The following is a 19880-nucleotide window of genomic DNA, read 5'->3' on the forward strand; positions in this document are numbered from 1 at the left end:
GAGCGATTACGTCCTGACACCCGTCAGTGTCAGGACGGCGCGCAGCAGCGTGCTGTCGGGATTGGCCAGGTCGTCCATCACGTTGAAATGATGGCGGCCCGGCAGCGGCACATCCTGCGCCGCATTGGCCGGCCACGCGGCGCGGATCAGCGCGTTCTGGCGGTGGTACTCGGCGGCTTCCAGTTCGCCCACCGCTGTCACCAGCGGCGCGTTCGTCGCGGGCTGCATGAAGGCCGGCGACAGGCGCGCCACATCGGACTCGGACAAGCGCAGGTCGCGCTGCAGGAAATCGGCGCGCCGCAGCGGCTCCAGATCGTAGAGGCCGCTGATCGACAGGCCGCCCTTGACCAGGTCATCCGGCAGATCCGGCCCGACCTGCGGCCATAGCGCCGCCATCAACATGGCCACCAGATGGCCACCGACCGAATGGCCCGCCACGAAGATGCGGGAATGGTCATGCCCAAGGCGTTCCGATTGCCGGTAGAGCCACGCCACGCTGCCTACCACCTGGCGCACGATGGCGGGCACTGTCACCGACGGACACAGCGAATAGTTCACCACCGCCACGGATACGCCCAGGCGCGGCAGCTCGCTGGCCACGAAACTGTGGTCGCGCTTGTCCAGCGCACGGAAATAGCCGCCATGCACGAAGACCAGCAGGGGCGGACGCTCGCCGGTGCCTGGGAAGTAGTCGAGCCGCTGATCCTGTGCATGGGTCGCACCCGGCGCGGCGTAGCTCAGATCCTCCTGATAGCCCCCACGCGCGCGCACCTCCGCCGACAGCCCCGCCCAGCGGGCCATGTGTTCGGCGTTGTCGGGCACGCGCGCACGGTTGTTGTATTCTCGCTCGTAGAAGGCCGGGTCCTGCGAAGGCAACCGGGCTAGGCTGGCCAGGGAGGATTGTGCGGGCATGGCGGGCTCGACAAGGTGGCAAACCCTGGCATCCTAGCCCCTGCCCGGTTCGCGCGGATATCCGTACCAATACCCACTCACCGGACGCGCCACATGGTCGTCAAACGCAGTCTCCGGGCCAGCCGGCATGGCCAGCTCGGCCCGCCTGACCCCGACCCTGAGGCCGCCACTGGCCGCTGCCCGCTCTGCGGCCGGGAACTCGTGGCGGGCCCGAGCACCGACCTCCACCACCCCGTCCCACGCAGCCACGGCGGCCGCGACACCGTACCGATGCACCGCGTCTGCCACCAGAAGATCCACTCTGTCTTCACCGAAGCCGAGCTGGCAGGCGGCTTCCACGACTGGGAAGCGCTGCGGCGCCACCCGGCCATGGCCGACTTCATCCGCTGGATCGCGCGCAAACCGCCCGAGTACTACGACCGCAGCCGCCACACCAACGAACGACGCGGCCGGTGAACGGCCCCAGGTTGTCGCCAGAAGGGATTTCCGGCATAATTCGCGGCTCAGCGCGGTGCCGGTTACGGCGCCCACACCTGCCCGGGTGGTGAAACAGGTAGACGCAGGGGACTCAAAATCCCCCGCCGCAAGGCGTGTCGGTTCGAGTCCGACCCCGGGCACCATCAAGCTGTCTAGCACGTTCCAAAGAATTCCAGAAAACCCCGCCAAGCCTAGCTCTGCGGGGTTTTTTGTTTCCAGTAGAGTCCAGCAGGACCTCCAGACAGCGGGGGTACATTGGGGGTACATTTAGGGGTACTTCGCGAAAAGTGGCTCCCCTATCCCCTGAATGTACCCCCAACATGCCCATCACTGACGTTGCGATCAAGAATGCAATCAAGACCGCACGAGTCGCGGCCAAGCCGCTGAAGCTATTCGATGGCGGCGGGTTGTTCCTCCATATCACCCCGGCCGGCGGTCGCTACTGGCGACTGAAATACCGGGTGGCTGGCAAAGAGAAGCTACTTGCCATCGGCGTCTATCCGGACGTAGGTCTGGCAGCAGCCCGCAAGAGGCGTGATGCTGCACGAGAACAGCTTGCCGCGGGGTTGGACCCCAGCGAAACCAAGAAGGCTGAGCAACGAGCCGCCAGACTGGCCGCAGATAACTCCTTCGAGGCTGTGGCGCGCGATTGGCTGGAGGAGCGCAAGAGCGCAGTCGAGCCGGCCCAGCACACCAAGACACTGGCGCGCTTGGTGAACGACGTATTCCCGTGGCTGGGCAAGCGCCCGATCACTGAGATTGACGCACCGGAAATTCTGGCTGTGCTCAAGCGCATCGACGGACGCGGCGCGCGCTTTTCCGCCCACCGGGTTCGCTCGGAAATCAGCCGAGTCTTCCGCTACGCCATCAAGGAAGGCAAGGCCAAGGGCGACCCAGCAAAGGACCTGATAGGCGCCATCCCGCCCGCTACACCCACGCACTTCGCCTCCATCACAGACCCGACGAAGGTGGGCGAGATGTTGCGCGCTTTCGACGGCTTCAGCGGCACCTTTCCCGTGCTGTGCGCTCTGAAGCTGGCGCCGCTGCTCTTCGTTCGCCCGGGCGAGCTGCGTCAGGCGAAGTGGGAGGAAATCGACCTGGAGCGCGCGGAATGGCGCTACCGAGTTAGCAAGACCAAGACCGATCACCTTGTACCCCTAGCCTCCCAGGCCATCGCCATCCTGCGCGAGTTGCACCCGCTGACGGGGAGCGGTCAATACGTGTTCCCTGGCGCGCGATCAGCTCAGCGCCCCATGAGCGAGGCGGCAATTAATGCGGCCCTGCGGCGGCTGGGGTATGACACCCGCACTGAGATTACCGGCCACGGCTTTCGGGCGATGGCGCGCACGATCTTGCACGAGGAGTTGCACCAGAAGCCCGAGGTTATTGAGCACCAGTTGGCGCATTCCGTGCCTGACGCCTTGGGAGCGGCCTACAACCGAACGCGGTTCATCAAAGAGCGACGGGCGATGATGCAGGCGTGGGGCAACTACCTGGACGAGTTGAAGCGCAACTGAGGCAGAGAAATGAGCGAGAAGGATGAGGGCGCGCAAGACCGGCCGGCCGGATCAGCCGCTCTGACAAAATACCGGGCTCACGGCGGCGGGATAGAGCTATTCCGCGCCTACATCGATCGCCGAAAGGCAGACCAGCAAGCGAATCTACAGCGGAAAACCGAGGTCATAGAAGCGCTCAATCCCACGGGGGGCACAGGCATCCCCGTCGACGCGTTCGAGCGCCTCACGTCCGAACTGACCATGCTGCAGATCCTTGAGGAGCTGGACCCCGTAATCAAAGATCTGCTGCGCTTTTGCATGAACCCCGGACTTGGAGGCGATCAACTCCCGAACTTGCGTAGCGCACTTCGCATTGGCGGGGATGGCCACGCACCATCAGATAGCGAACAGGCTGAGCGCAAATGGGCCGTCCAGGAGCGATGGATAGGTGCCTACCTGACAATGCAGGAAACCGGCATCTACCGCTCTCAAAATGACATTGCGAGGGACATAGCCAAGGCTCTCGGCGTGAGCCAAAGGACCGCCATCAACCATTGGACCGACAAGAAGTTGGCCGAACCTTGGCAAGCCAGCTGGGCGCTTAGCATTGAAATGCGCGCAAAGACTCGAGCGCAGCGAAAAGTGCGTGAGCAGCAGAGCGGTGAAACATCGCGGCGCCGAGGGAAACTCACCTTTGGCAAGGGTGTGTAATCACACATGGTTTCGGCTGCACAGTTCCTTGAGTAGGTTTGCCGTGTGTTCCGGGATAGTCCCGGGCGTCCCAACTAGAGGGAAGCATGGCTGAACAAATCCAATCCCCGCTGATCATCCTGCGGCGCAAGCAGGTAGAGCAAGAAACCGGGCTCTCGCGCTCGACGATCTATGCTCGCATCAAGCTCGGCACCTTCCCCGCGCCCATCCAACTGGGTCCGCGATGCGTTGGCTGGCGCCGCGGCGCAATTGATGCCTTTTTGGCCAATCCCGCGAGCTACCTGACGAAGACGAACTAACCGATGCTAGCGCCTGCGAGACTTTGGTCCTGGCGGCGGCGTTGTGGCCTCCCCGCCAGCACCCTCCTGGGCCAAGCGCAAAAGGTACGCGATTTTTTCCGACATCTCTTGCAAGCGGGTTTCCAAGTCTCCTCTGCCCTCAAAGCTCGCGACCAAGCGACCGACAACCTCCGCATTGATCGAACGTCCGCTCTCGGCAGCCGCCGCGGCGAGCTTCTCTTTCAGCTCCGCTGGCAACCTCAATTTCAGTTGGGGATCTTCACGTGTCATGGCATCGATGATGATGGACCACGGTGGTGTTGACAATGGCACCACCGTGGTCCATACTAAATTCATGAACCACGGTGGTCCAACCGGAGGACGAATGAAGCAGCAAGACTCTCAAATGAAGATCCGGCTACCGCTCGGTCTGAAGTTCTGGCTCGTAAGCCAGGCGCGGCTGAACCGTCGAAGCGTCAATGCTGAAGTGGTCTATCAGCTGGAAAGCGTAAAGACAAAAGAAAACACCCCGGCGGCGGCAACCGTCGAGGCGTTGGATGCGAAGTGAACCCCTAGCTAAAGGAACACATCATGAGAAATGTTAGCACAGCGCTCGTGCAGCGCAAGTCTGTTGCTCCGGTTGTTGCTCTCCGCCCGGCGTCGCGTCACAAGACTTCGACGATCATCCTTGAGCCCGAGATCAGAAGACCCGGGGAGGCAGCAATCCGACAGCTCATTGCGAGCGAGGCAAAGTCGGAGTTCCCGAATATGGACGCAATCAGGCGCGCAAAGGACCTCCTTGCCGACCTCGAATTGCTGCCTCCCACTGCAGAAGTCCCCCGCGACCAGTTTGTCATCTTCGCCAACGGTATCGCCGCGGTGTCCAGGCTGATCGCGCTCCGGCTCGCTGATCGCCGCCCTGACGTCGACGCGATCGCCCGCGCCTCTTGGTTCATTGCCGACCTCGCTGACCTGGTTGAGGAAGAACTCGATCGAGGAGTCTGATCACACCCAGGGGCCGCAGTGAACTTCTACAAGCGCCACATCGGCGACTACATCAAGGACGCCGCACACCTCACGCTGCTAGAGCACGGTGTGTATGCGAGGCTGATGGACGTCTACTACACCCGCGAAAGTGGAATCCCCGACGGCCAGGCGGCTCGCCTAATCGGCGCGCATTCCAAGGCAGAGCAGCAGGCGGTTAATAGCGTGCTCACGGAGTTTTTCAGCCTAGTAGGCGGCATCTGGACTCAGAAGCGTTGTGAGTCTGAAATCCAAGCCGCAAGCGCTCAAGCGGATGCCAATCGAAGCAACGGAAAGAAAGGCGGTAGGCCACCGAAAACGAAAACCGATGAAAAACCCATTGGGTTTCACTCGGGTTCCGATTCGGAAAGCGAAAAAAACCTTAGCCAGACTCCAGACTCCATTAACCAAGTAATACCCCCCAACCCCCCACCGCCTGACGGCGGCGAGGGGCGAGCATCCGTCCGACAACGGACCAGAGCAACACGCTGCACGTTGAAGACCTTCGTTGACCAGTGCCAGACCGCCGGTGAGAAACCGATTAGCGAGTACCGTCCGCTCATCGAGTACGTCGAGACGACCGGGCTGCCGATGGAGCACGTCCAGCTGTGCTGGGAAGTCTTCAAGGACGAATTCCTGCCTGGTGGCCACAAGGAGTCCAAGATGCAAACGGACTGGCGCAAGCACTTCCTGAACTTCGTGAAAAGGCGCTATTACCAGCTCTGGTATGGCAAGCCAGATGGGACCTACGAGCTCACAGCTACCGGCATCCAGGCCAAGGCATATCACGCGAGGAAGGCGGCATGAGCCACGACGACATCCGGGGCGCGATTCCCCATTCCATCGAAGCCGAGCAATCCGTCCTTGGCGGCCTGCTGCTCGACAATGATGCAATAGACCGGTGCGGTGATCTGCGCGCCGAGCACTTCTACCGCGGCGACCATCGCGCCATCTTCACTGAAATCCTGGCGGCAATCATCGGAGGGTACGCGGCCGACGTCGTGACCGTCTTCGAGCGCCTCCAGGCCAAAGGCTCGGAGACTGACGTCTCGTACCTGTCCAGCCTGTCGCTCAACACCCCCAGCTCAGCAAACATCCGGCGCTACGCCGACATCATCCGCGACCGGGCCCAGAAGCGCGGCATGCTGGCGCTGTCCTCCGACCTGCAGGAAATGGCCCTGAACAGCGCCGAGGCTGCGGCAGTGCTTATCGACCGCGCGCAGGGGCAACTGGAGAAGCTGTCCGAGGCCGTCGTCAAGCGCGAGCCGCGCCGCGTGGCCGATCTCATGTCCGAGCACATCGACGTGCTCGAGCAGCGTAGCGAAGGCAAGATCCGTGTGATCCCGACCGGCATTGAGGATCTGGACCAGGTTCTGTCCGGCGGCATCCGTCCGGGCAATGTGGTCGTGCTAGGGGCTCGCCCCTCCGTCGGCAAGACCGCTCTGGCCATGTCGATTGCCGCTAACGTGGCCGAGAAGTACAGCGTGCTGGTGCTCTCCATGGAAATGTCGGCACAGGAGGTCAATGACCGCCTCATCGCCATGTTGGGCCAGATCCCGCTTGACGACGTGCTCAAGGCCAACCCAGACAACCAAGACATGTGGAGAGGCGTGACACGCGCCGCTACGCGGATCTCGAATGAACTGACGATTGCACTCGACGACCAGCCGGCGCTGACCATGCTGGAGGTCCGTAACAAAGCCAGAACGGCAAAGCGCAAGTTCGGGCTGGACCTGTTGGTGCTGGACTACCTGCAGCTCATGCAGGGGCGAGACGAGAACGAGAAGCGAAACTACCAGCTCGAGGAAATCTCGCGGGGCGTCAAGGCACTGGCCAAGGATCTCGGAATCGGCGTGATCGAGCTGGTCCAGCTTAACCGCGGCGCCGAGCAGCGCGGCGGACGTTACCGCATGTCGGACATTCGGGATTGCGGCGGCATCGAGCAGGACGCGGACGTTATCGGGTTCCTGCATCGGCCAATCAAGGACGACCCCTCCCTCGGCGACCAGTGGCACCGCTTCGCCTGGCTGCAGATGGAAAAGAACCGCCAAGGCGCCCTTGCAGACGTTCCGCTCTCGTACATCGGCGAACAAACGCGCTTCGCTGGGTGGCATGGCGCATGGCCTAAGCAGCCCGGAACGGCGCGGCGTGGAAAGGGGTTGGTGGACTGAGATGGGCGGCGCGCAACGTCAACACACTGTGAATATGAGGTAAGCCCAAGCCTGACTGTCAGATGGGTCAGGCTTGGGCGTCAGAATAGGGTCGTTTTATCAGCAGATGGACACCAGGCAACATTTGTCTAGACCCGTGCCTGACACTTCGGTCTTCAGCGGAAAGCCGTGCCCAGCCTTTTCCGCGCCTCATACTCTTCTCTGGCGGCTGCGCGCTGCGCGTCCAGGTATTCCGCAATGTCCCGTATGTCGGCGATTAGCGCTCGGCCCTCCTTACGCATGGGGATCGGGAACGTTCCGGCGGAGAGCCGGTTGTAGGCGGTCTGCTTCTCGACGCCAATCGCGCCGCATACCTCGTCGAGGTTGAGTAGCACGCGGCCGTCGAACTGAAACGCCAGTAGGAACAGGCAGGATTTCATAGCCCGGCCCTTCGCAGTCTGTCCCGGCACGACCGCAGCATTTCATTGATGCGGCGGAGCGCGTCGCGATACTCCGCGGACCGCAGACCGTGCTTCATTGCGTTCTGAGACGCAATGGCCTTACCCTCGCCTGTTGTGGGCCCGGTTGACCGCTCCCACGGCTTCCATCGCTTTATTGCCTCGGCCTGCCGGGCTCGCCGTTCCGGGGTCCATCCGTTCGCCATGTGGTGCCTCCAATAGTTCGTTTGCTACAACAATGGGCTTTTCCGTGCGCGCGCGCGACGTGCCGGCGGCGGAGTCCCCGACGCCGTTGTTCACCTGCTGATTCCCATGGGCAATGTTCGCCTGCTTCACAAACGCCACCGCCCGCGGATTCTTAAGTTCACCCAGGACCTTGGCCGTGCTGGCGCATTGCGCCTGAGCCTTCAGGGCGAGCCGGAGAAGCGACTCCTTGGCCGGCATATGGGACGTGCTGAAGGCCTTCATCGCCAACTGGTTAAAGACGGCGTCCAGTGTCGTCGCCTGAGTCGCCAGCATCGACTCGATAGCCGAGAGATTGCCATCGGCGACAGCCTTGGCCTCGGTTACTAACCTGCCCACATACGCGCCAATGTTCGCCTCCCCGAACATGTGGGAGACGTAATGCCGCGCCGTCCACGCACCACGGACCACGGGATTAGCCGCCACCCTAGCAATGCTCTCGGCTGTGGCCTCCCCCTCTTCGCGGTAGATATCAAGCTTGTTCGGGTCGCTTTCCTGGCCATCCGCCGCAGTAGTGCCGCCCTTCTCGCACGCCCCTGTCTCTTTTGCCTTTCCCATCGCACCCGCTCCAAAAATCGGCGGCCGGCCATCCGAGAAGGCCGGGCCGCCTTGTCGCGCTACAGCGCCGGTACCGTCTCCGGGTTGTGGTTCTTCGCCGACACCGTCATCAGGTAACCGTTCTGGACGCTCATCGATCGCGTGATCGCGTCGAGGTAGTAATCCTGGTCAAACTTGGTACCCGTGCCCGTCAGACGAAGCATGGCCGTCTGCGTCAGGATATTGTCGGCCGGGAGGATGGCCCACAGGTTCATCTCATGCTGCGTGATCTCCCGGTGCGTCTTCTGGGCCAAGTCCGTCGCCGCCTCCTGAGTCAGGCCGCCGCGTCGGATGACGTAGACCTGTCGGCTTCCGTGCGGCGATGCGTTGCCAGGCTGAATGGTCTTCCCCTTGGTCGGGTAGTAGGCCGTGAAGTCCTTAGCTTGCCTCGAGTGCCATGACCGCACTAACACGGTCACTCCCTTTGCTACGGTCATACTGCGAGACAGCTTTAGATCCTGCACGTTGGCAGCGGGCAGGCCGTCCTCGTCGACCGACCAGCGGATCTCATAGGGATCGCCCGGCTCAGTCGGCCGCGGCTCGAAGTGCAGTGTCTTGCCGCGTACGTAGCAGAGATAGCCTTCGCTCTGCGCCAGATAGGTCAGGAGGTCCCACTCGCTGCGCTCTTCCATCTGAAGGACATGGTCATACGCGTAGAACGTGCCGGCCGGCGTATTCGTCGTGGGTCCCGAGACTGTAAGGCCATGGCTGGTCGCCAACTTTTCGGCAATCTGCGACGAGGTGAAGTTCTGGTATTGGACCAATGCCTTGGTGTCGATGAAGACCGCAGTCAGGTCGCGGCCGGTCACGGTAACCGTAGTGCCCACCGGGTCGTATTCGACGTCATCGATTTGCCCGTAGATGAGGCTGTCGAGATCGGTCTCGCTATAGCTCATCGGATCGGCCGGAAAGCCAGCGAATATCTCGACGACCGCCTCTTTCTGGTCGGATAGCCAGTTCGCGTCGGTTTCAGGCGGCAACGCATTGGCGGCGAAGATAACGCGGAACGTGTCGGCTTGGTAGTAGGTGTTATTGGACACCTCCCAACGAACCCAAGCGGGGACGATGACGCCAGCCACCTTCACGATCGCGCGAGGTTGACGGGCGGACGGTTGTGCGGGGAGAGTATTGAGCATTGATGCTCCGTGAGTTACGGCCGGCAACCGATTGCGGCGCCGGCCAGGATTCCAATTGCAGCTCAAGACCTAGCTGGCCGGCGAGAACTCTCCATCGGTATAGACATCACCGATGTTTCCAGCGTCCGTCTGGATCACCTTGTACCCATCCGGCGTTGCCCAAGAATTGTCACCGGGCCATTCGTCCGTCAGTTCCAAGACGTTTTCCACAATGTTGCTCGTCTGATTGATCATGGCGTAGCGCATTGCGTTCCTCCTTATTGGGTCAGAAACTCGGTGAACCTGATCTTGCCGACAGTGCCGCTACCGCCTGCAGTGCTCGCAGCCTGCGCGCCGGCTCCGCCACCGCCGGCGCCCGCACCCGTAGCGATGTTGCCGGAGGCGTTCGCCACGTTCGCACCGCCTGTGCCGAAGTAGCTGGAGCCACCAACGCCGCCCGTGCCTCCATTCACGCCCGTGCCGATACCGTATGAACCGGGCCAGCCCTGGATGTTGTCAGTTGCGCCGCTGGTCGTTCCGCCAACACCGCCACCGCCGACGGCTCCGACCGCGCTTGACGACACTGACGCTGAACCACCCGCACCCCCGTTGCAGGTAATCAGCGTGGCACCGGTACCGAACGTTGAATTTCCGCCCGCGCCCCCGGCTGCTCCAGATGCTCCGACGCCAGCGCTACCGATCGAATAGGATTGCGAAGCGCCAATCTCCGCGGCGGAATAGAGGCGCCGGCCGAACCCGCCACCGCCGCCGCCACCGCCGGCAGCGCCTTGACTCGATACACCGGGAGCCCCGCCTCCGGCCCCGCCCCCAGCGACCATCTCCACAAGGACGAATGCCATGCCCGCAGACGGGGTGTACGTGCCAGACACCGTCGCAGTAGTTGGTTTGACCGTCTTAATCAGACCTGACGCGACAGCCTGCGCAGGAAATTGGCCAAGTTGCATCACCTGATTGCCCTGCGTAGCCGCTGCAACCTGCAGCGCCCCACCCGTGCACTCGATCAGCACAGCCGAGTTGATGTCAGCCCTGTAGACGACTTGGCATTTCCCGTTGGCAACGATTTCACCACCCTGCAAGGCGCTGTGCGCGCCGCCGATGAGAGGAATGGCGCCGAGCCCGTTTACGTTCAGCGTCGAGGCGCCCGTGTTCGCGGTCTTGGCCTTGAACCACAGCACCATGCCGTCGGTCAGCGCGGTGATTGCCGGAGAGTAGCTGACGGCGTAGGTGTTCGCCGAGCCGGTGTCGTTCGCGGTGATCAGCGCGTTGCCTTGGATCGCATGCAGCAGATCGGTCGGCAGGATCGGCGCATTCGCCGCCTGCGTGATGTTCGCCGAGGTGATGGTCGATTGGCCGTTGGCGACGGTCACGACCCAGAGGCCGGTATAGCCAGCGTCCGGCGCAGGAGTCGTCTGGCTGCCGGTCGTGGCCGCGATGCCAGCCTTGGCCGAGATGGTGACGATGCCCTTGCGCGAGGTCGGCTGAGCGGTGCCGCTATTGCCGGGGCCGGAAAAGGCCTGCGAGGGGTTGCTCGCGTTGTAGTAGGGCAGCACGACCGTGCCGGCGTCGGAGTCCTGATAGATCGCCTGAATCAGGTAGTTGATCGACTGGCCTGCGGTGCCCGGCGCCGGGCAGGACAAGTTCACGGCGTCGAGGGCGATGCCCTGCTTCAGGATGGTGTGCGAGTCCGAGGCAAGCGACGAATATGCCGTCGCGTCCGTTGCGACAAGGCTATACATCTCGCCGGGCAAAACATTAACGGTTAGACCGGCCGGCGAAGTCGGAGCGCAAGCAAGGCCGTTCACGACCACGCCGGACGATCCGAGCATGGCCGCCGCCAGCTTGGCAACGGCTATCATGGTGTTCTTGTTCGTGTTCAGCAGATCCGTTTCAAGCGGTACCTGGCCTGGATAAATGATGGCTCTGTCCATAGGTTCCTTCGTTTCTATCGTTCGTTATTGACCGGCGCGCGTCGCGTCGTTTTTATTCGCCTCAACAGGCTGCGGTACGCCGCCATACGGCATGCCTCCGTTGTAGCGCGGCACGAGGTCTCCGCCTTGCGGCTCGACAGCGCCGGAATCGCGCTTGTGCTCTTCGGCCGGCCGGGTCATTGCGTCGCTATTCATCTCGCGCTCCTTATCGGCCTTGCCTCATTCGCAGTTGCATCTGCGCGATCTCCCGGCTCGAGAATCCGAGCCGCCCGATATGGGGAGAAAAGACCTTGTCCTGCGCGATCGCGTACTTGAGGATGTGTTCGCGAGGTACGTCTTTAAATGAATGCTGGGTAACGACACTCACAAATTGAATGTTCTTGGTAACCCATTCGAGCGACTGCCTCCCGAGTTGGATTGACTCTGCCTCGACCGGATTCTCAGCGCGGCGGGAGTCTTCCCAGACGCGCCGGAAATACGTCTTTTCGACATCCGACTGCGGAATTGGGCTTCGCAGGATTGCCAGCGCCATGCGCTCCGCGTCGCTACCTGGCTCGCCGGATTGCTCCATGAATTTGGTCCGCGTTTTGACGTCTTGTCGGGACCACCAGTCACGGATCTCCCGGTCCTCTAAATGCGCGACGCTGTGGGTGTCCGCGATCTTCGGAATGTGGATGATGGCGTGCTCTCGCGCGTCAATTTCCATCTCGTATGTGGAGGCCAAGTTCCAAGCTCCGAGCAGCCGAAGATTGGCAGTTTCTGCAATCGGCACGATGTGCTCGGCACGTCCGAAATCGCTGAACCGTTGATCGCTGCGGATGGACTTCAGCTTGCCGGACCATTCGTCAACAAGCCTCCACATGGTCTTACCAAGTTCCAGCACCTTCTCGTTGGCGCCGGTCTGGTCAGGAAATGCAGGGATTTCGAACCTGTGTCCCGAGACAACGGTGACAGTTTGATCCTTCGAGAAGTCTTCATAAAATTCCATGTCTTTCTCCGTAAGGTGGTCTTTCAGCCCTTCAGGCTGCGAATGATCCGGTCGTGTTGCTCAACGGCACGATCGACCAGGCCGCCGTGAAGCGAGGCGGTCAAGAACTCGGAGTGCGGCACTACCTCAGGGAGGCCAGCAAAGCCGCGGCCGGCGTCGATGGCTGCCACGTTTCCGTTGGCGCAAGCCATGTCATGGGCTTTCAGAGTGACCCACGCGTCTAAGTAAGCCTGGGCGGCAGCGGCATAGGCCGCGCCGGCTTCCTGCCGGGCAGCAATCACTTCGGTGATGGTGGTCTTCATGTCGAATCAGGAGTTGATCTCGGGGGCCTTCGCGCAGGACGCGCGGAGGAGGCAGAGCAGCGTCGACTGCAGATGGTCGTGATGGACGACGAGGGGAGGCTTGGCAGCTGTGTCGCTGCCAACGGAGCTGGTGCGTAGCTCCACGGTGTTGGGCTCGGCGCCTTGTGCCAATACGAACTGGATCACTCGTGGTCTCCAGACCTCAGGCTGTACCTGGCCACGCCATGGTGGATGAATCCATCGCTGTCGACCGCGGTGATTCGCTCAACGAGGATTCGATAACCCAACGCCAAGAGTTCTCGAACGCGCGCAGCGGGATGGCTGATGCCAAGGGCCCGGAGGTTGTAGGTGGTCTTTGGAGATGACCGCAGGTGCTCGAGCACGCGTTTTCGTTGCGCCTCGCTGCTCATGTCCCTATCATTGACCGTGGTGGTCTTCTGGGTCGCGCTCTGGCAGGAGCTGCGGCCCTTTTCGTTTGGGGTGGTCATCGTGCTTTAGCCCTCCCCTCCGCCGCGCAACACTGTGGCGATATCGCTGACCGCCCAAGCGAGGCGGCTGTTGATGCGGATTGGCTTGATTGGGCCGCCTGCACTTGCCCACAGGCGCAGCGTCTGTGGCGCTCGGTTTAGGACTCGAGCGGCCTCTCCCGTTGGCAGAAAGTCGCGGCCGTTCGCGATAGCGGCAAGACCAGGTGGAATGGCCGGAAGAGCCGGCCCGGGGTGATTTGGAATCATCGATTTGATCTCCAAATGAAAATGCCCGCGCGAGGCGGGCATAAAAAAAGCCGCCCGAAGGCGGCTTGCGGCGTGTTCTCCCGCAGATGGCAGGAAAACAAAAGGCCCGCACGAAGCGGGCCTTGGCTTTTTAGGTGGATGAACCCCACCTTGCCTGCATATTAGCAAACAAGCGGGCACATAGTCAACGCTTTGAGATATAACGGGAGCGGCCCACCGTCAAACGTGTGTCGCTTTGTCGCTATCACCACGCAGGTACTGATAAAGCGTCTCACGCGAGATCCCGAAATCGCGCGCCACGACCGCCTTCTTCTCCCCAGCCGCGATGCGCTCCTTCAGTGCCGCAACCTGGTCAGCGGCCAGCGATGGCTTGCGGCCCTTGTAGACGCCCTTTTCCTTGGCGATCGCGATGCCCTCTCGCTGACGCTCGCGAATCATTGAGCGCTCGAACTGAGCGAAGCCGGCAAGCATAGTCATCATCAAGTGGGCCATCGGATCGGCGCTATTGCCGCTGAAAGAAAGACGCTCCTTCAAAAACTCGACAGTCACGCGCTTGTCGTTGAGCTCGCGGACCAAGCGCAGTAGATCCTCGGTGTTACGCGCCATGCGATCCATGGAGTGAACGACAAGTGTATCTCCCTCGCGGACGTATTTGATGGCCTCGATCAGTGCGGGCCGGTTCATGTCCTTCCCCGATGCCTTGTCTTCGAAAACCCGGTCGAGCTGCTCGCCATCGAGCTGGCGCTCCGTGTTTTGATCAAGGGTCGATACGCGCTTGTAACCTACTCGCTGATGCTTGCTCATTTCTCGCCCCCGGGGTTCAGGCAGTCATCAGTTCGGCGGCCAGCTTGGCGGCCGCGATCGCACCAGCAGCTTGCCGGGCAGCGCGGGCTTCAGCGGCGGCTTGCAGGCGCTGACCCTCAGCTATCATGCGGCGCGCTTCGTCGGCGCCGATCTTCGAGATTCCACGATGGGGCACGAACGCATAGAACTGCTCGCCGCGCAGGAGCACATATGAGTCTGGCGCGCGGTCTCCCGGGGCGGCGACAGCGGCGATGACAGTCAGGCCTTTGATGAAGCCCACGTTCACGACCTGGCCCTTTTCCCACGCCTGCTTGGTCTTCTTGATCATGATCCCTTCCCTCGTTGTTCTTCGTTGATGTCAGGTTGGATTCTAGACCCTTTCCAGATTGTGTCAAGAAGTTTGTTAATCAACCCTAACCTGACATTTCTGGACGCAGGAACTGACAGTCAGGAACGAGTACACCCCACCCTGACGGGACCCAACGGGCGCAGCATTCCTTTATGGACTGCAAAAACTCAGGCCGGCGCCTGACACCTGAGCATTTCTGAGCATCGTGGCCACATTGCTTCGCTGCTCCGAACTCTAGTTTTCCCTAGCAATCTCATCCCTACGCTGCGCGAGATACTCGGCAACATTAGGTTTTGTTAGGTTCTCCGCGGCGATGACGGCAGCCGTCCTACGGCGCTGATCGAGGCCGGCCCCTGAACTGTAGTTTTCTGTAGCGGCCCACACAGCTCGTTGACGTCGACGTTGGCGAGATCCCACCAGCGCCGAAGCACCTTGTCAGCGGTGATCTGGGTGCGCTCTGAGCGCGCCTGTTGCGCAGCCTGAATAGCCCTCGCAATACCAACATTTACCAACAACCGAGGGCCAACCGTGTTCGGGTCCCCCTTATACCCCGCTCGAATCGCCGCTTGCGTGGAGGGAGCGATTCCTTTAGGGGCTGCAAAAACTCGCGCCGCGCTCTTTTTTGGGCTCAAAAAAACTCAACCCGGGCCAAGCTATTCTGCGCGATCGTAGCAACTGGTTGCGATAGTTCCTAAGGGGGAAGGCGATATGAGCGAGTCCATGTTCCTGACAGTCGAAGAACTCCGCGAGCTGACCCAGCGCAGACAGCGCCGTTCGCAGGTTGAGATGCTGCGCGCGCTGGGCATCGAGCATAAGGCGCGTCCCGACGGACGCCTCATTGTGCTACGCGCCCACGTGGTGAAGCTTCTGGGCGGCGATGGCCGCGAGGCCGCCGCGGAAGAGTGGGAGCCGAACTGCATCGGATTGTCGCGCAGCGCCTGGTCGCAACGGAGCATGCCCATGACTGAGCAAGCCCAACGCCGGATTCTCCGCCTCCCCGAGGTGCGCCGGCTGGTCGGCCTGAGCCGGAGCAGCATCTACGCCAAGATCCAGGCTGGTGACTTCCCTAAGCCCATCAAGGCGGGGATGTGCAGCCTCTGGATCGAATCGGAGGTCCAGGGCTGGATCGATGCCCAGATTGCGGCAAGCCGCAGCGCCGCGTAGAGGCGTAGGTGTTAGTCGGGACGGTTGGAGACCGCCGAGCGTGAGCGTGTCGAGCGCTTTGGCAACCCCCGTTGTGCGGTAGTGGTTAATCCCGCCACGTGGCGGGATTCGGCGGACAGCTTGCCAACGGTTTGCAGAGGAGATTGCTACAAGCCTCGATCTATCTCACGCGCGCGTCGAGAATCGTGAGTAACAATGGTGCTGGGGGTATATTTGGGGGTACATTTTCCGCTGCCGATACCAGTCCCTATATCTGGCGAGGCTTTGCGGATGGTGTTTCAGTCCGACCCCGGCACCATCAGCTTGGAATCCCCTACACCGTAAGGTGCATCCGAACTTTAGCCTCAAGACGGCAATAAGCGGCCGTGCTTTCGCCTGGCTGAGGTTCAGCTCGCATGCGCCGGTGTTGTCAGGGGCTGCACCGCTAGCCGCATCCCCATCGCTTTGAGAATGGCTGACAGACTGCTAAGTGCCGGATTGCCCTTCGGCGACAGCGTACGATAGAGCTGGGTCGGATTCAGGTGTGCCTGCTCGGCCACAGCCTGAACACCACCAAAGGCCTGCGCCATCTGGCGCAACACGATCAGCAACTCGGCCTGGTCACCATTGGCCAGGATGCCATTGATGACCTCCAGCGCCAGTGCTGGATCGCTGCTGTATAGCTCGGCCATTGCCTCGTCATGCGATCTGCTCTTCATCATCCGATCTCCGTTGCCAGTCCTGCCAATATTCCACTGCCCGCGTGATATCCGCCTCCTGCGTCCGCTTGTCGCCACCGCACAGCAGCAACACCACGCGATGACCGGAGACGGCGTAATAGACTCGGTAGCCCGGCCCCACGTCAATGCGCAGTTCCCACACGCCATCGCGGCAGAACCTGTGGTCGCCGAAATTGCCAAGCTCGACCCGGGCCACGCGCCGAATCACCGCCACCTTGGCCTGGCTGTCACGCAGGCGTCGCAGCCAGTTCAGGTAGAGATCCTGATGCTCGCCCGGCGTCACATAGTGCTCGATTCGATAGACATTCATTTTCGTTTATAAACGAATCGAGAGCAAGCCGCCGATTCAAACCTTAGATACCTGCTTCTCGTCATGCCAGTGGCCGCCGGGGAATGCATGGCGTGCAGACAGGCGGCACATCGCGCGCTACAGGATCCGGCGCCTGGCGTTGCAGGACGTGCATTGGGATAAAGAAAATTGCGTATCGTAGTGCCGGGTCACATGTACGCACGCTCCTGCTTCTTGAAATCAGATTCATCTCGGCGACTGCCGATGACCTGAAACCTGGCTCAGCTCGCGCCGTAGCCTGTCCAGCAATTCCAGGATCTAGGCCTGCGCGACATCGAGCGCGGTGGTCGGCTCATCGGCCACGAGAGACACACCTCGTCTGCGAGGAACAAACGATTGCGCATGCCCTTATGCGTACGCATCGCCTATGGATAGAACGAACGCGTCGTTCTCGCGACAGCCGCGCCGCAGTATCGTCTGGACACAACCCAACCACACTTCGCGGAAACCTATTGTGTCCAAGCCCCTCAAGATCGTTGCCGTCAATGGCAGCACCCAGCAACCTTCGCGCACGCTTGCGCTGATCCAGGCATTGATTGCCGAGTTCGACGCGCGGCTGCATATCGATGTCCATGTCATCAACCTGGCCGATATCGCGCGCCCGCTCGGCGGCGCGCTCTGGCGCGCCGAGTTGCCTGCCGGGATCGAGGCGGAGCTGCAGGCGCTCGAATCCGCCGACCTGATCATCGCCGCGGCTCCGGTCTATCGCGGCGCGTATCCGGGCCACTTCAAGCACCTGTTCGATCTGGTCGGCCAGGAAGCGCTCGCCGACAAGCCCGTGCTGCTCGCCGCCACCGGCGGCAGCGACCGCCACGCGCTCGTGCTCGAGCATCAGCTTCGCCCCCTCTTTGGTTTCCTGCAGGCGCTGACGCTGCCGATCGGCGTCTATGCGACCCCGGCGGATTTCGAAAGCTACGTCGTGCACAGCCCTGCGCTGCGCGAGCGTATCCGGCTTGCCGCGGACCGTGCCGCGCCGTTGTTCGCGGCGCACCGCCGCGTTGCGTTGAAAGCTGCGTGAGCGCTGAATCGTTCGCACACGCCGTGGGGAACCGATGCGGGGTACTCCGTCCGCGCGCCGGAATGTGGGGAAACAGACATCGGACGGCCTGCAAAGCCGATACCTTCCGCACAGAACGCACCCGTTCGGGTGGTCGCGATAGGGCGAATTGCCACTACGCTCGAACGGCAGTCTTGTCGATACGGATCGTCTTTCCCCCACTCGCACGCAGGCAGGAGACAATATGACTACGGCAGCCTCATCCCCGCGTTCTGTACTGGCGCAACGAGTCAAGCAACGGCTAAAGCCTTTCATGCCGTCGTGGATATTGAAATTCCACCGTGATCGCGCCATCCGCAAGGAAGGTTCGCTGTATGAAGGCAAGTCACTGGGCGAAGTGTTCACCCATGTGTACAAGACCGGCGCGTGGGGTGTGGCGGAAGATCAGTCCGGCTTCTACAGCGGCAGCAGTTCCCACGACCCGAAGATCGTCGAGCCGTATGTGAAGGCCGTCACCGAGTACCTGAAAGCACTGCCGGAGCGGCCGGCCGTCGTCGACCTGGGCTGCGGCGATTTCAACGTCGGCAAACGCATCCGTGCCGAGTGTGGACGCTATATGGCCTGCGACGTGGTCGATGCGGCGATCCAGTCCAACCGCACGCGGTTCTCCCATCTCGACGTCGACTTCCGTTGCGTGGACATCACGACCGACCCGCTGCCACCGGGCGATATCGTGTTCCTGCGCCAGGTGCTGGACCATCTGGACAATGCGCGCATTGCCAGCGTGTTGTCCAAGCTGGGCCCGTACAAAGTGCTGATCCTGACCGAGTACCTGCCCCATAGCTCGGATTTCACGCCCAATCTCGACAAGGCGATCGGCTCGCACCTGCGCCTGTTCGGGCCGGTTCCAAGCGGCCTGGTACTGACCGCGCCGCCGTTCAACCTGAAGGTATCGTCCGCGCGCATCCTGTGCGAGGTTCCGGACAGCGGCGGCGTCATCCGCACCATCGCCTACGAGCTGACGGGGCGCTGAGCCATAGCCCCGCAATCGCGCGAAACGCCAGGCCGCCTCGCGGACATACGCGAGACGGCCAGTATCCCCGGCACCACATCCGTACGGCCCACTCCCCGCCGTGCGTGTCGGACGAAATCCACTGGCGCATCCGCCCACGGTTTTCCTATGCTATGCATTGGTCAATCCCGCCACGGAGCCCCAGCCATGACGCGATATGCGCGATATGCCGTCCCTGCCATTGCCTGCATCGCCCTGCAGGCCGGTTGCGCCAACATGAACATGGACAGCATGACGCAAGCGGGCGGCAGCCTGTTTTCAGCCGCCTCGCTGTCCGATGCCAACGTCAAGACCCTGTCCGACCAGTCATGCGCGGAGATGGACAAGAAGAACACCATCGCCGCCGCCGACAGCACCTACACGAAACGGCTCGCCAATGTCATGAGCGGCCTCGGCAATACCGGCCTGCCGCTTGACGCCAAGGTCTACATGACCAAGGACGTCAATGCCTGGGCCATGGCCAACGGCTGCGTGCGCGTTTACAGCGGCCTGATGGACCTGATGACAGATGATGAAGTGCGCGGTGTGGTCGGGCATGAAATCGGCCACGTTGCGCTAGGGCATACCAAGGCGGCCATGCAGGTCGCCTACGGCACGTCGGCGGCGCGCGGCGCGCGGCGCGCTGGGCGCGCTGGGCAACCCGACGCTGACCGCGCTGACGTCATCGCAGATCGCGGATCTTGGTGAACAGTTCATCAACGCGCAGTTTTCCCAACGGCAGGAAAGTGCCGCCGATGACTATTCTTTCGATTTGCTGACGAAGAATGGCGCAAACCGGCAGGCGCTCGCTTCTGCGTTCCGCAAGCTGGCCTCGCTCGATGGCGGACAGTCCAGCATGCTCAGTTCCCACCCCGGCTCGCTCGAGCGCGCCAAGCACATCGACGCGCGCCTCGCAGGCGGCAAGTAAGCGCGACATCATTACCGCCGCGCCGCACCCAATCGGGTGAGGCGTGGCACATCCCTCCCACCAGGCCACACCGCGCCGCGCTGCGC

28 protein-coding genes, 1 tRNA gene and 1 pseudogene are annotated in these 19880 nt (G+C 61.9%); 13 read left to right on the forward strand and 17 right to left on the reverse strand.

The genetic code is table 11. The features are described from left to right. Positions 1 to 6: 6 nt before the first annotated feature. Positions 7 to 912 carry an alpha/beta hydrolase gene (locus KHO41_RS05900; RefSeq protein WP_211952376.1) on the reverse strand — a complete coding sequence of 302 codons (906 nt, stop codon included), beginning with the start codon at positions 910 to 912 and terminating at the stop codon, positions 7 to 9. Between the two features lie 93 nt (positions 913 to 1005). Here KHO41_RS05900 and KHO41_RS05905 point away from each other — a divergent pair, with 93 nt between their 5' ends. The 5 genes from KHO41_RS05905 (at position 1006) to KHO41_RS05925 (ending at position 3895) form a co-directional block, all read left to right on the forward strand. Beyond that, positions 1006 to 1368, forward strand: coding sequence for an HNH endonuclease (locus tag KHO41_RS05905; RefSeq protein ID WP_211952377.1), 363 nt, complete (start codon positions 1006 to 1008; stop codon positions 1366 to 1368). Between the two features lie 79 nt (positions 1369 to 1447). Further along, positions 1448 to 1532, forward strand: a tRNA-Leu gene (locus KHO41_RS05910). Positions 1533 to 1709: 177 nt separating this feature from the next. Beyond that, the gene (locus KHO41_RS05915) at positions 1710 to 2906 is read left to right on the forward strand and encodes a tyrosine-type recombinase/integrase (protein ID WP_211952378.1); all 1197 of its coding nucleotides are present in this window, start codon (positions 1710 to 1712) and stop codon (positions 2904 to 2906) included. Between the two features lie 9 nt (positions 2907 to 2915). Continuing rightward, complete coding sequence (locus KHO41_RS05920; protein WP_211952379.1) at positions 2916 to 3596, forward strand: hypothetical protein; 681 nt, start codon at positions 2916 to 2918, stop codon at positions 3594 to 3596. An 86-nt stretch (positions 3597 to 3682) separates the two neighbouring features. After that, the gene (locus tag KHO41_RS05925; RefSeq protein ID WP_211952380.1) at positions 3683 to 3895 is read left to right on the forward strand and encodes a helix-turn-helix transcriptional regulator; all 213 of its coding nucleotides are present in this window, start codon (positions 3683 to 3685) and stop codon (positions 3893 to 3895) included. Between the two features lie 6 nt (positions 3896 to 3901). On the opposite strand, the gene KHO41_RS41875 is transcribed toward KHO41_RS05925, so the two are convergent. Beyond that, positions 3902 to 4165 carry an Arc family DNA-binding protein gene (locus KHO41_RS41875; protein ID WP_376989321.1) on the reverse strand — a complete coding sequence of 88 codons (264 nt, stop codon included), beginning with the start codon at positions 4163 to 4165 and terminating at the stop codon, positions 3902 to 3904. Here KHO41_RS41875 and KHO41_RS41155 point away from each other — a divergent pair. The 4 genes from KHO41_RS41155 to KHO41_RS05950 are packed head-to-tail and all read left to right on the forward strand — an operon-like array spanning position 4071 to position 7068. Then, a complete protein-coding gene (locus tag KHO41_RS41155) occupies positions 4071 to 4442 on the forward strand; it encodes a hypothetical protein (RefSeq protein WP_244873729.1) in 372 nt (123 codons plus the stop codon). The two genes, KHO41_RS41875 and KHO41_RS41155, sit on opposite strands and share 95 nt — an antisense overlap. Positions 4443 to 4465: 23 nt before the next feature. After that, complete coding sequence (locus KHO41_RS05940) at positions 4466 to 4879, forward strand: hypothetical protein (RefSeq protein ID WP_211952383.1); 414 nt, start codon at positions 4466 to 4468, stop codon at positions 4877 to 4879. A gap of 18 nt (positions 4880 to 4897) precedes the next feature. Continuing rightward, positions 4898 to 5704 (forward strand): YdaU family protein, encoded by an 807-nt coding sequence (locus KHO41_RS05945; RefSeq protein WP_211952384.1) that lies wholly within the window; start codon positions 4898 to 4900, stop codon positions 5702 to 5704. Continuing rightward, positions 5701 to 7068, forward strand: coding sequence for a replicative DNA helicase (locus KHO41_RS05950; protein WP_211952385.1), 1368 nt, complete (start codon positions 5701 to 5703; stop codon positions 7066 to 7068). The genes KHO41_RS05945 and KHO41_RS05950 overlap by 4 nt, the downstream gene beginning before the upstream one ends. Positions 7069 to 7223: 155 nt before the next feature. On the opposite strand, the gene KHO41_RS05955 is transcribed toward KHO41_RS05950, so the two are convergent. The 13 genes from KHO41_RS05955 to KHO41_RS41880 all read right to left on the reverse strand — a co-directional run bounded on the left by KHO41_RS05955 (position 7224) and on the right by KHO41_RS41880 (position 15218). Beyond that, a complete protein-coding gene (locus KHO41_RS05955) occupies positions 7224 to 7487 on the reverse strand; it encodes a helix-turn-helix transcriptional regulator (RefSeq protein ID WP_211952386.1) in 264 nt (87 codons plus the stop codon). A 120-nt stretch (positions 7488 to 7607) separates the two neighbouring features. Continuing rightward, on the reverse strand, positions 7608 to 8306 hold the full coding sequence (locus tag KHO41_RS05960) for a hypothetical protein (RefSeq protein ID WP_244873730.1): 699 nt from the start codon (positions 8304 to 8306) through the stop codon (positions 7608 to 7610). Positions 8307 to 8365: 59 nt separating this feature from the next. Further along, positions 8366 to 9481: a phage late control D family protein gene (locus tag KHO41_RS05965; RefSeq protein WP_211952387.1), complete on the reverse strand. Its 1116-nt coding sequence runs from the start codon at positions 9479 to 9481 to the stop codon at positions 8366 to 8368. A gap of 69 nt (positions 9482 to 9550) precedes the next feature. Then, positions 9551 to 9727: a hypothetical protein gene (locus tag KHO41_RS05970; protein ID WP_211952388.1), complete on the reverse strand. Its 177-nt coding sequence runs from the start codon at positions 9725 to 9727 to the stop codon at positions 9551 to 9553. Positions 9728 to 9738: 11 nt separating this feature from the next. After that, positions 9739 to 11409 (reverse strand): hypothetical protein, encoded by a 1671-nt coding sequence (locus KHO41_RS05975; protein ID WP_211952389.1) that lies wholly within the window; start codon positions 11407 to 11409, stop codon positions 9739 to 9741. A 24-nt stretch (positions 11410 to 11433) separates the two neighbouring features. Beyond that, positions 11434 to 11604, reverse strand: a complete 171-nt coding sequence (locus KHO41_RS05980; protein WP_211952390.1) for a hypothetical protein — start codon at positions 11602 to 11604, stop codon at positions 11434 to 11436. A gap of 10 nt (positions 11605 to 11614) precedes the next feature. Beyond that, a complete protein-coding gene (locus KHO41_RS05985; RefSeq protein WP_211952391.1) occupies positions 11615 to 12397 on the reverse strand; it encodes a hypothetical protein in 783 nt (260 codons plus the stop codon). A gap of 23 nt (positions 12398 to 12420) precedes the next feature. After that, complete coding sequence (locus KHO41_RS05990) at positions 12421 to 12699, reverse strand: hypothetical protein (RefSeq protein WP_211952392.1); 279 nt, start codon at positions 12697 to 12699, stop codon at positions 12421 to 12423. Positions 12700 to 12705: 6 nt separating this feature from the next. Further along, complete coding sequence (locus tag KHO41_RS05995; RefSeq protein WP_211952393.1) at positions 12706 to 12885, reverse strand: hypothetical protein; 180 nt, start codon at positions 12883 to 12885, stop codon at positions 12706 to 12708. Next, complete coding sequence (locus tag KHO41_RS06000; protein WP_211952394.1) at positions 12882 to 13187, reverse strand: helix-turn-helix domain-containing protein; 306 nt, start codon at positions 13185 to 13187, stop codon at positions 12882 to 12884. Before KHO41_RS06000 ends, KHO41_RS05995 begins: the two co-directional genes overlap by 4 nt. A gap of 465 nt (positions 13188 to 13652) precedes the next feature. Then, positions 13653 to 14237 carry a recombinase family protein gene (locus KHO41_RS06005; protein ID WP_211952395.1) on the reverse strand — a complete coding sequence of 195 codons (585 nt, stop codon included), beginning with the start codon at positions 14235 to 14237 and terminating at the stop codon, positions 13653 to 13655. Between the two features lie 16 nt (positions 14238 to 14253). Continuing rightward, on the reverse strand, positions 14254 to 14565 hold the full coding sequence (locus KHO41_RS06010; RefSeq protein ID WP_211952396.1) for a hypothetical protein: 312 nt from the start codon (positions 14563 to 14565) through the stop codon (positions 14254 to 14256). Between the two features lie 317 nt (positions 14566 to 14882). Next, positions 14883 to 15218 (reverse strand): terminase small subunit, encoded by a 336-nt coding sequence (locus KHO41_RS41880; RefSeq protein ID WP_211952397.1) that lies wholly within the window; start codon positions 15216 to 15218, stop codon positions 14883 to 14885. Positions 15219 to 15306: 88 nt separating this feature from the next. On the opposite strand from KHO41_RS41880, the gene KHO41_RS41170 reads away from it, so the two are divergent. Beyond that, on the forward strand, positions 15307 to 15750 hold the full coding sequence (locus tag KHO41_RS41170; RefSeq protein ID WP_244873731.1) for a DUF4224 domain-containing protein: 444 nt from the start codon (positions 15307 to 15309) through the stop codon (positions 15748 to 15750). Positions 15751 to 16136: 386 nt separating this feature from the next. On the opposite strand, the gene KHO41_RS06030 is transcribed toward KHO41_RS41170, so the two are convergent. Both KHO41_RS06030 and KHO41_RS06035 read right to left on the reverse strand, forming a co-directional pair. After that, positions 16137 to 16448 (reverse strand): helix-turn-helix domain-containing transcriptional regulator, encoded by a 312-nt coding sequence (locus tag KHO41_RS06030; RefSeq protein ID WP_211952492.1) that lies wholly within the window; start codon positions 16446 to 16448, stop codon positions 16137 to 16139. After that, entirely contained in the window at positions 16429 to 16779 is a 351-nt protein-coding gene (locus KHO41_RS06035; RefSeq protein ID WP_211952398.1) for a type II toxin-antitoxin system RelE/ParE family toxin, read from the reverse strand. The genes KHO41_RS06030 and KHO41_RS06035 overlap by 20 nt, the downstream gene beginning before the upstream one ends. 493 nt (positions 16780 to 17272) lie before the next feature. Here KHO41_RS06035 and msuE point away from each other — a divergent pair, with 493 nt between their 5' ends. The 3 genes and pseudogenes from msuE (at position 17273) to loiP (ending at position 19794) form a co-directional block, all read left to right on the forward strand. Beyond that, entirely contained in the window at positions 17273 to 17836 is a 564-nt protein-coding gene (gene msuE, locus KHO41_RS06040) for an FMN reductase (RefSeq protein ID WP_211952399.1), read from the forward strand. 223 nt (positions 17837 to 18059) lie between these two features. Beyond that, positions 18060 to 18848, forward strand: coding sequence for a class I SAM-dependent methyltransferase (locus KHO41_RS06045; protein WP_211952400.1), 789 nt, complete (start codon positions 18060 to 18062; stop codon positions 18846 to 18848). A gap of 186 nt (positions 18849 to 19034) precedes the next feature. Next, positions 19035 to 19794, forward strand: a pseudogene (loiP, locus tag KHO41_RS06050) (metalloprotease LoiP). The last annotated feature ends 86 nt before the right edge of the window (positions 19795 to 19880 follow it).

This window comes from Cupriavidus numazuensis (assembly GCF_905397435.1).
GTDB classification, from domain to species: Bacteria; Pseudomonadota; Gammaproteobacteria; order Burkholderiales; family Burkholderiaceae; genus Cupriavidus; species Cupriavidus numazuensis.

Bases quoted from the DNA above. Each gene is read 5' to 3' on its own strand.
- KHO41_RS05955 (WP_211952386.1), bottom strand. From the start codon at position 7,487: ATGAAATCCTGCCTGTTCCTACTGGCGTTTCAGTTCGACGGCCGCGTG.
- KHO41_RS05990 (WP_211952392.1), bottom strand. From the start codon at position 12,699: ATGAAGACCACCATCACCGAAGTGATTGCTGCCCGGCAGGAAGCCGGC.
- KHO41_RS06000 (WP_211952394.1), bottom strand. From the start codon at position 13,187: ATGACCACCCCAAACGAAAAGGGCCGCAGCTCCTGCCAGAGCGCGACC.
- KHO41_RS05980 (WP_211952390.1), bottom strand. From the start codon at position 11,604: ATGAATAGCGACGCAATGACCCGGCCGGCCGAAGAGCACAAGCGCGAT.
- KHO41_RS41170 (WP_244873731.1), top strand. From the start codon at position 15,307: ATGTTCCTGACAGTCGAAGAACTCCGCGAGCTGACCCAGCGCAGACAG.
- KHO41_RS05985 (WP_211952391.1), bottom strand. From the start codon at position 12,397: ATGGAATTTTATGAAGACTTCTCGAAGGATCAAACTGTCACCGTTGTC.
- KHO41_RS06005 (WP_211952395.1), bottom strand. From the start codon at position 14,237: ATGAGCAAGCATCAGCGAGTAGGTTACAAGCGCGTATCGACCCTTGAT.
- KHO41_RS05900 (WP_211952376.1), bottom strand. From the start codon at position 912: ATGCCCGCACAATCCTCCCTGGCCAGCCTAGCCCGGTTGCCTTCGCAG.
- KHO41_RS05920 (WP_211952379.1), top strand. From the start codon at position 2,916: ATGAGCGAGAAGGATGAGGGCGCGCAAGACCGGCCGGCCGGATCAGCC.
- KHO41_RS05915 (WP_211952378.1), top strand. From the start codon at position 1,710: ATGCCCATCACTGACGTTGCGATCAAGAATGCAATCAAGACCGCACGA.
- KHO41_RS05905 (WP_211952377.1), top strand. From the start codon at position 1,006: ATGGTCGTCAAACGCAGTCTCCGGGCCAGCCGGCATGGCCAGCTCGGC.
- KHO41_RS06010 (WP_211952396.1), bottom strand. From the start codon at position 14,565: ATGATCAAGAAGACCAAGCAGGCGTGGGAAAAGGGCCAGGTCGTGAAC.
- KHO41_RS06030 (WP_211952492.1), bottom strand. From the start codon at position 16,448: ATGAAGAGCAGATCGCATGACGAGGCAATGGCCGAGCTATACAGCAGC.
- KHO41_RS06045 (WP_211952400.1), top strand. From the start codon at position 18,060: ATGACTACGGCAGCCTCATCCCCGCGTTCTGTACTGGCGCAACGAGTC.
- KHO41_RS41875 (WP_376989321.1), bottom strand. From the start codon at position 4,165: ATGACACGTGAAGATCCCCAACTGAAATTGAGGTTGCCAGCGGAGCTG.
- KHO41_RS05950 (WP_211952385.1), top strand. From the start codon at position 5,701: ATGAGCCACGACGACATCCGGGGCGCGATTCCCCATTCCATCGAAGCC.
- KHO41_RS05965 (WP_211952387.1), bottom strand. From the start codon at position 9,481: ATGCTCAATACTCTCCCCGCACAACCGTCCGCCCGTCAACCTCGCGCG.
- KHO41_RS05975 (WP_211952389.1), bottom strand. From the start codon at position 11,409: ATGGACAGAGCCATCATTTATCCAGGCCAGGTACCGCTTGAAACGGAT.
- KHO41_RS05970 (WP_211952388.1), bottom strand. From the start codon at position 9,727: ATGCGCTACGCCATGATCAATCAGACGAGCAACATTGTGGAAAACGTC.
- KHO41_RS05960 (WP_244873730.1), bottom strand. From the start codon at position 8,306: ATGGGAAAGGCAAAAGAGACAGGGGCGTGCGAGAAGGGCGGCACTACT.
- KHO41_RS05940 (WP_211952383.1), top strand. From the start codon at position 4,466: ATGAGAAATGTTAGCACAGCGCTCGTGCAGCGCAAGTCTGTTGCTCCG.
- KHO41_RS06035 (WP_211952398.1), bottom strand. From the start codon at position 16,779: ATGAATGTCTATCGAATCGAGCACTATGTGACGCCGGGCGAGCATCAG.
- KHO41_RS05925 (WP_211952380.1), top strand. From the start codon at position 3,683: ATGGCTGAACAAATCCAATCCCCGCTGATCATCCTGCGGCGCAAGCAG.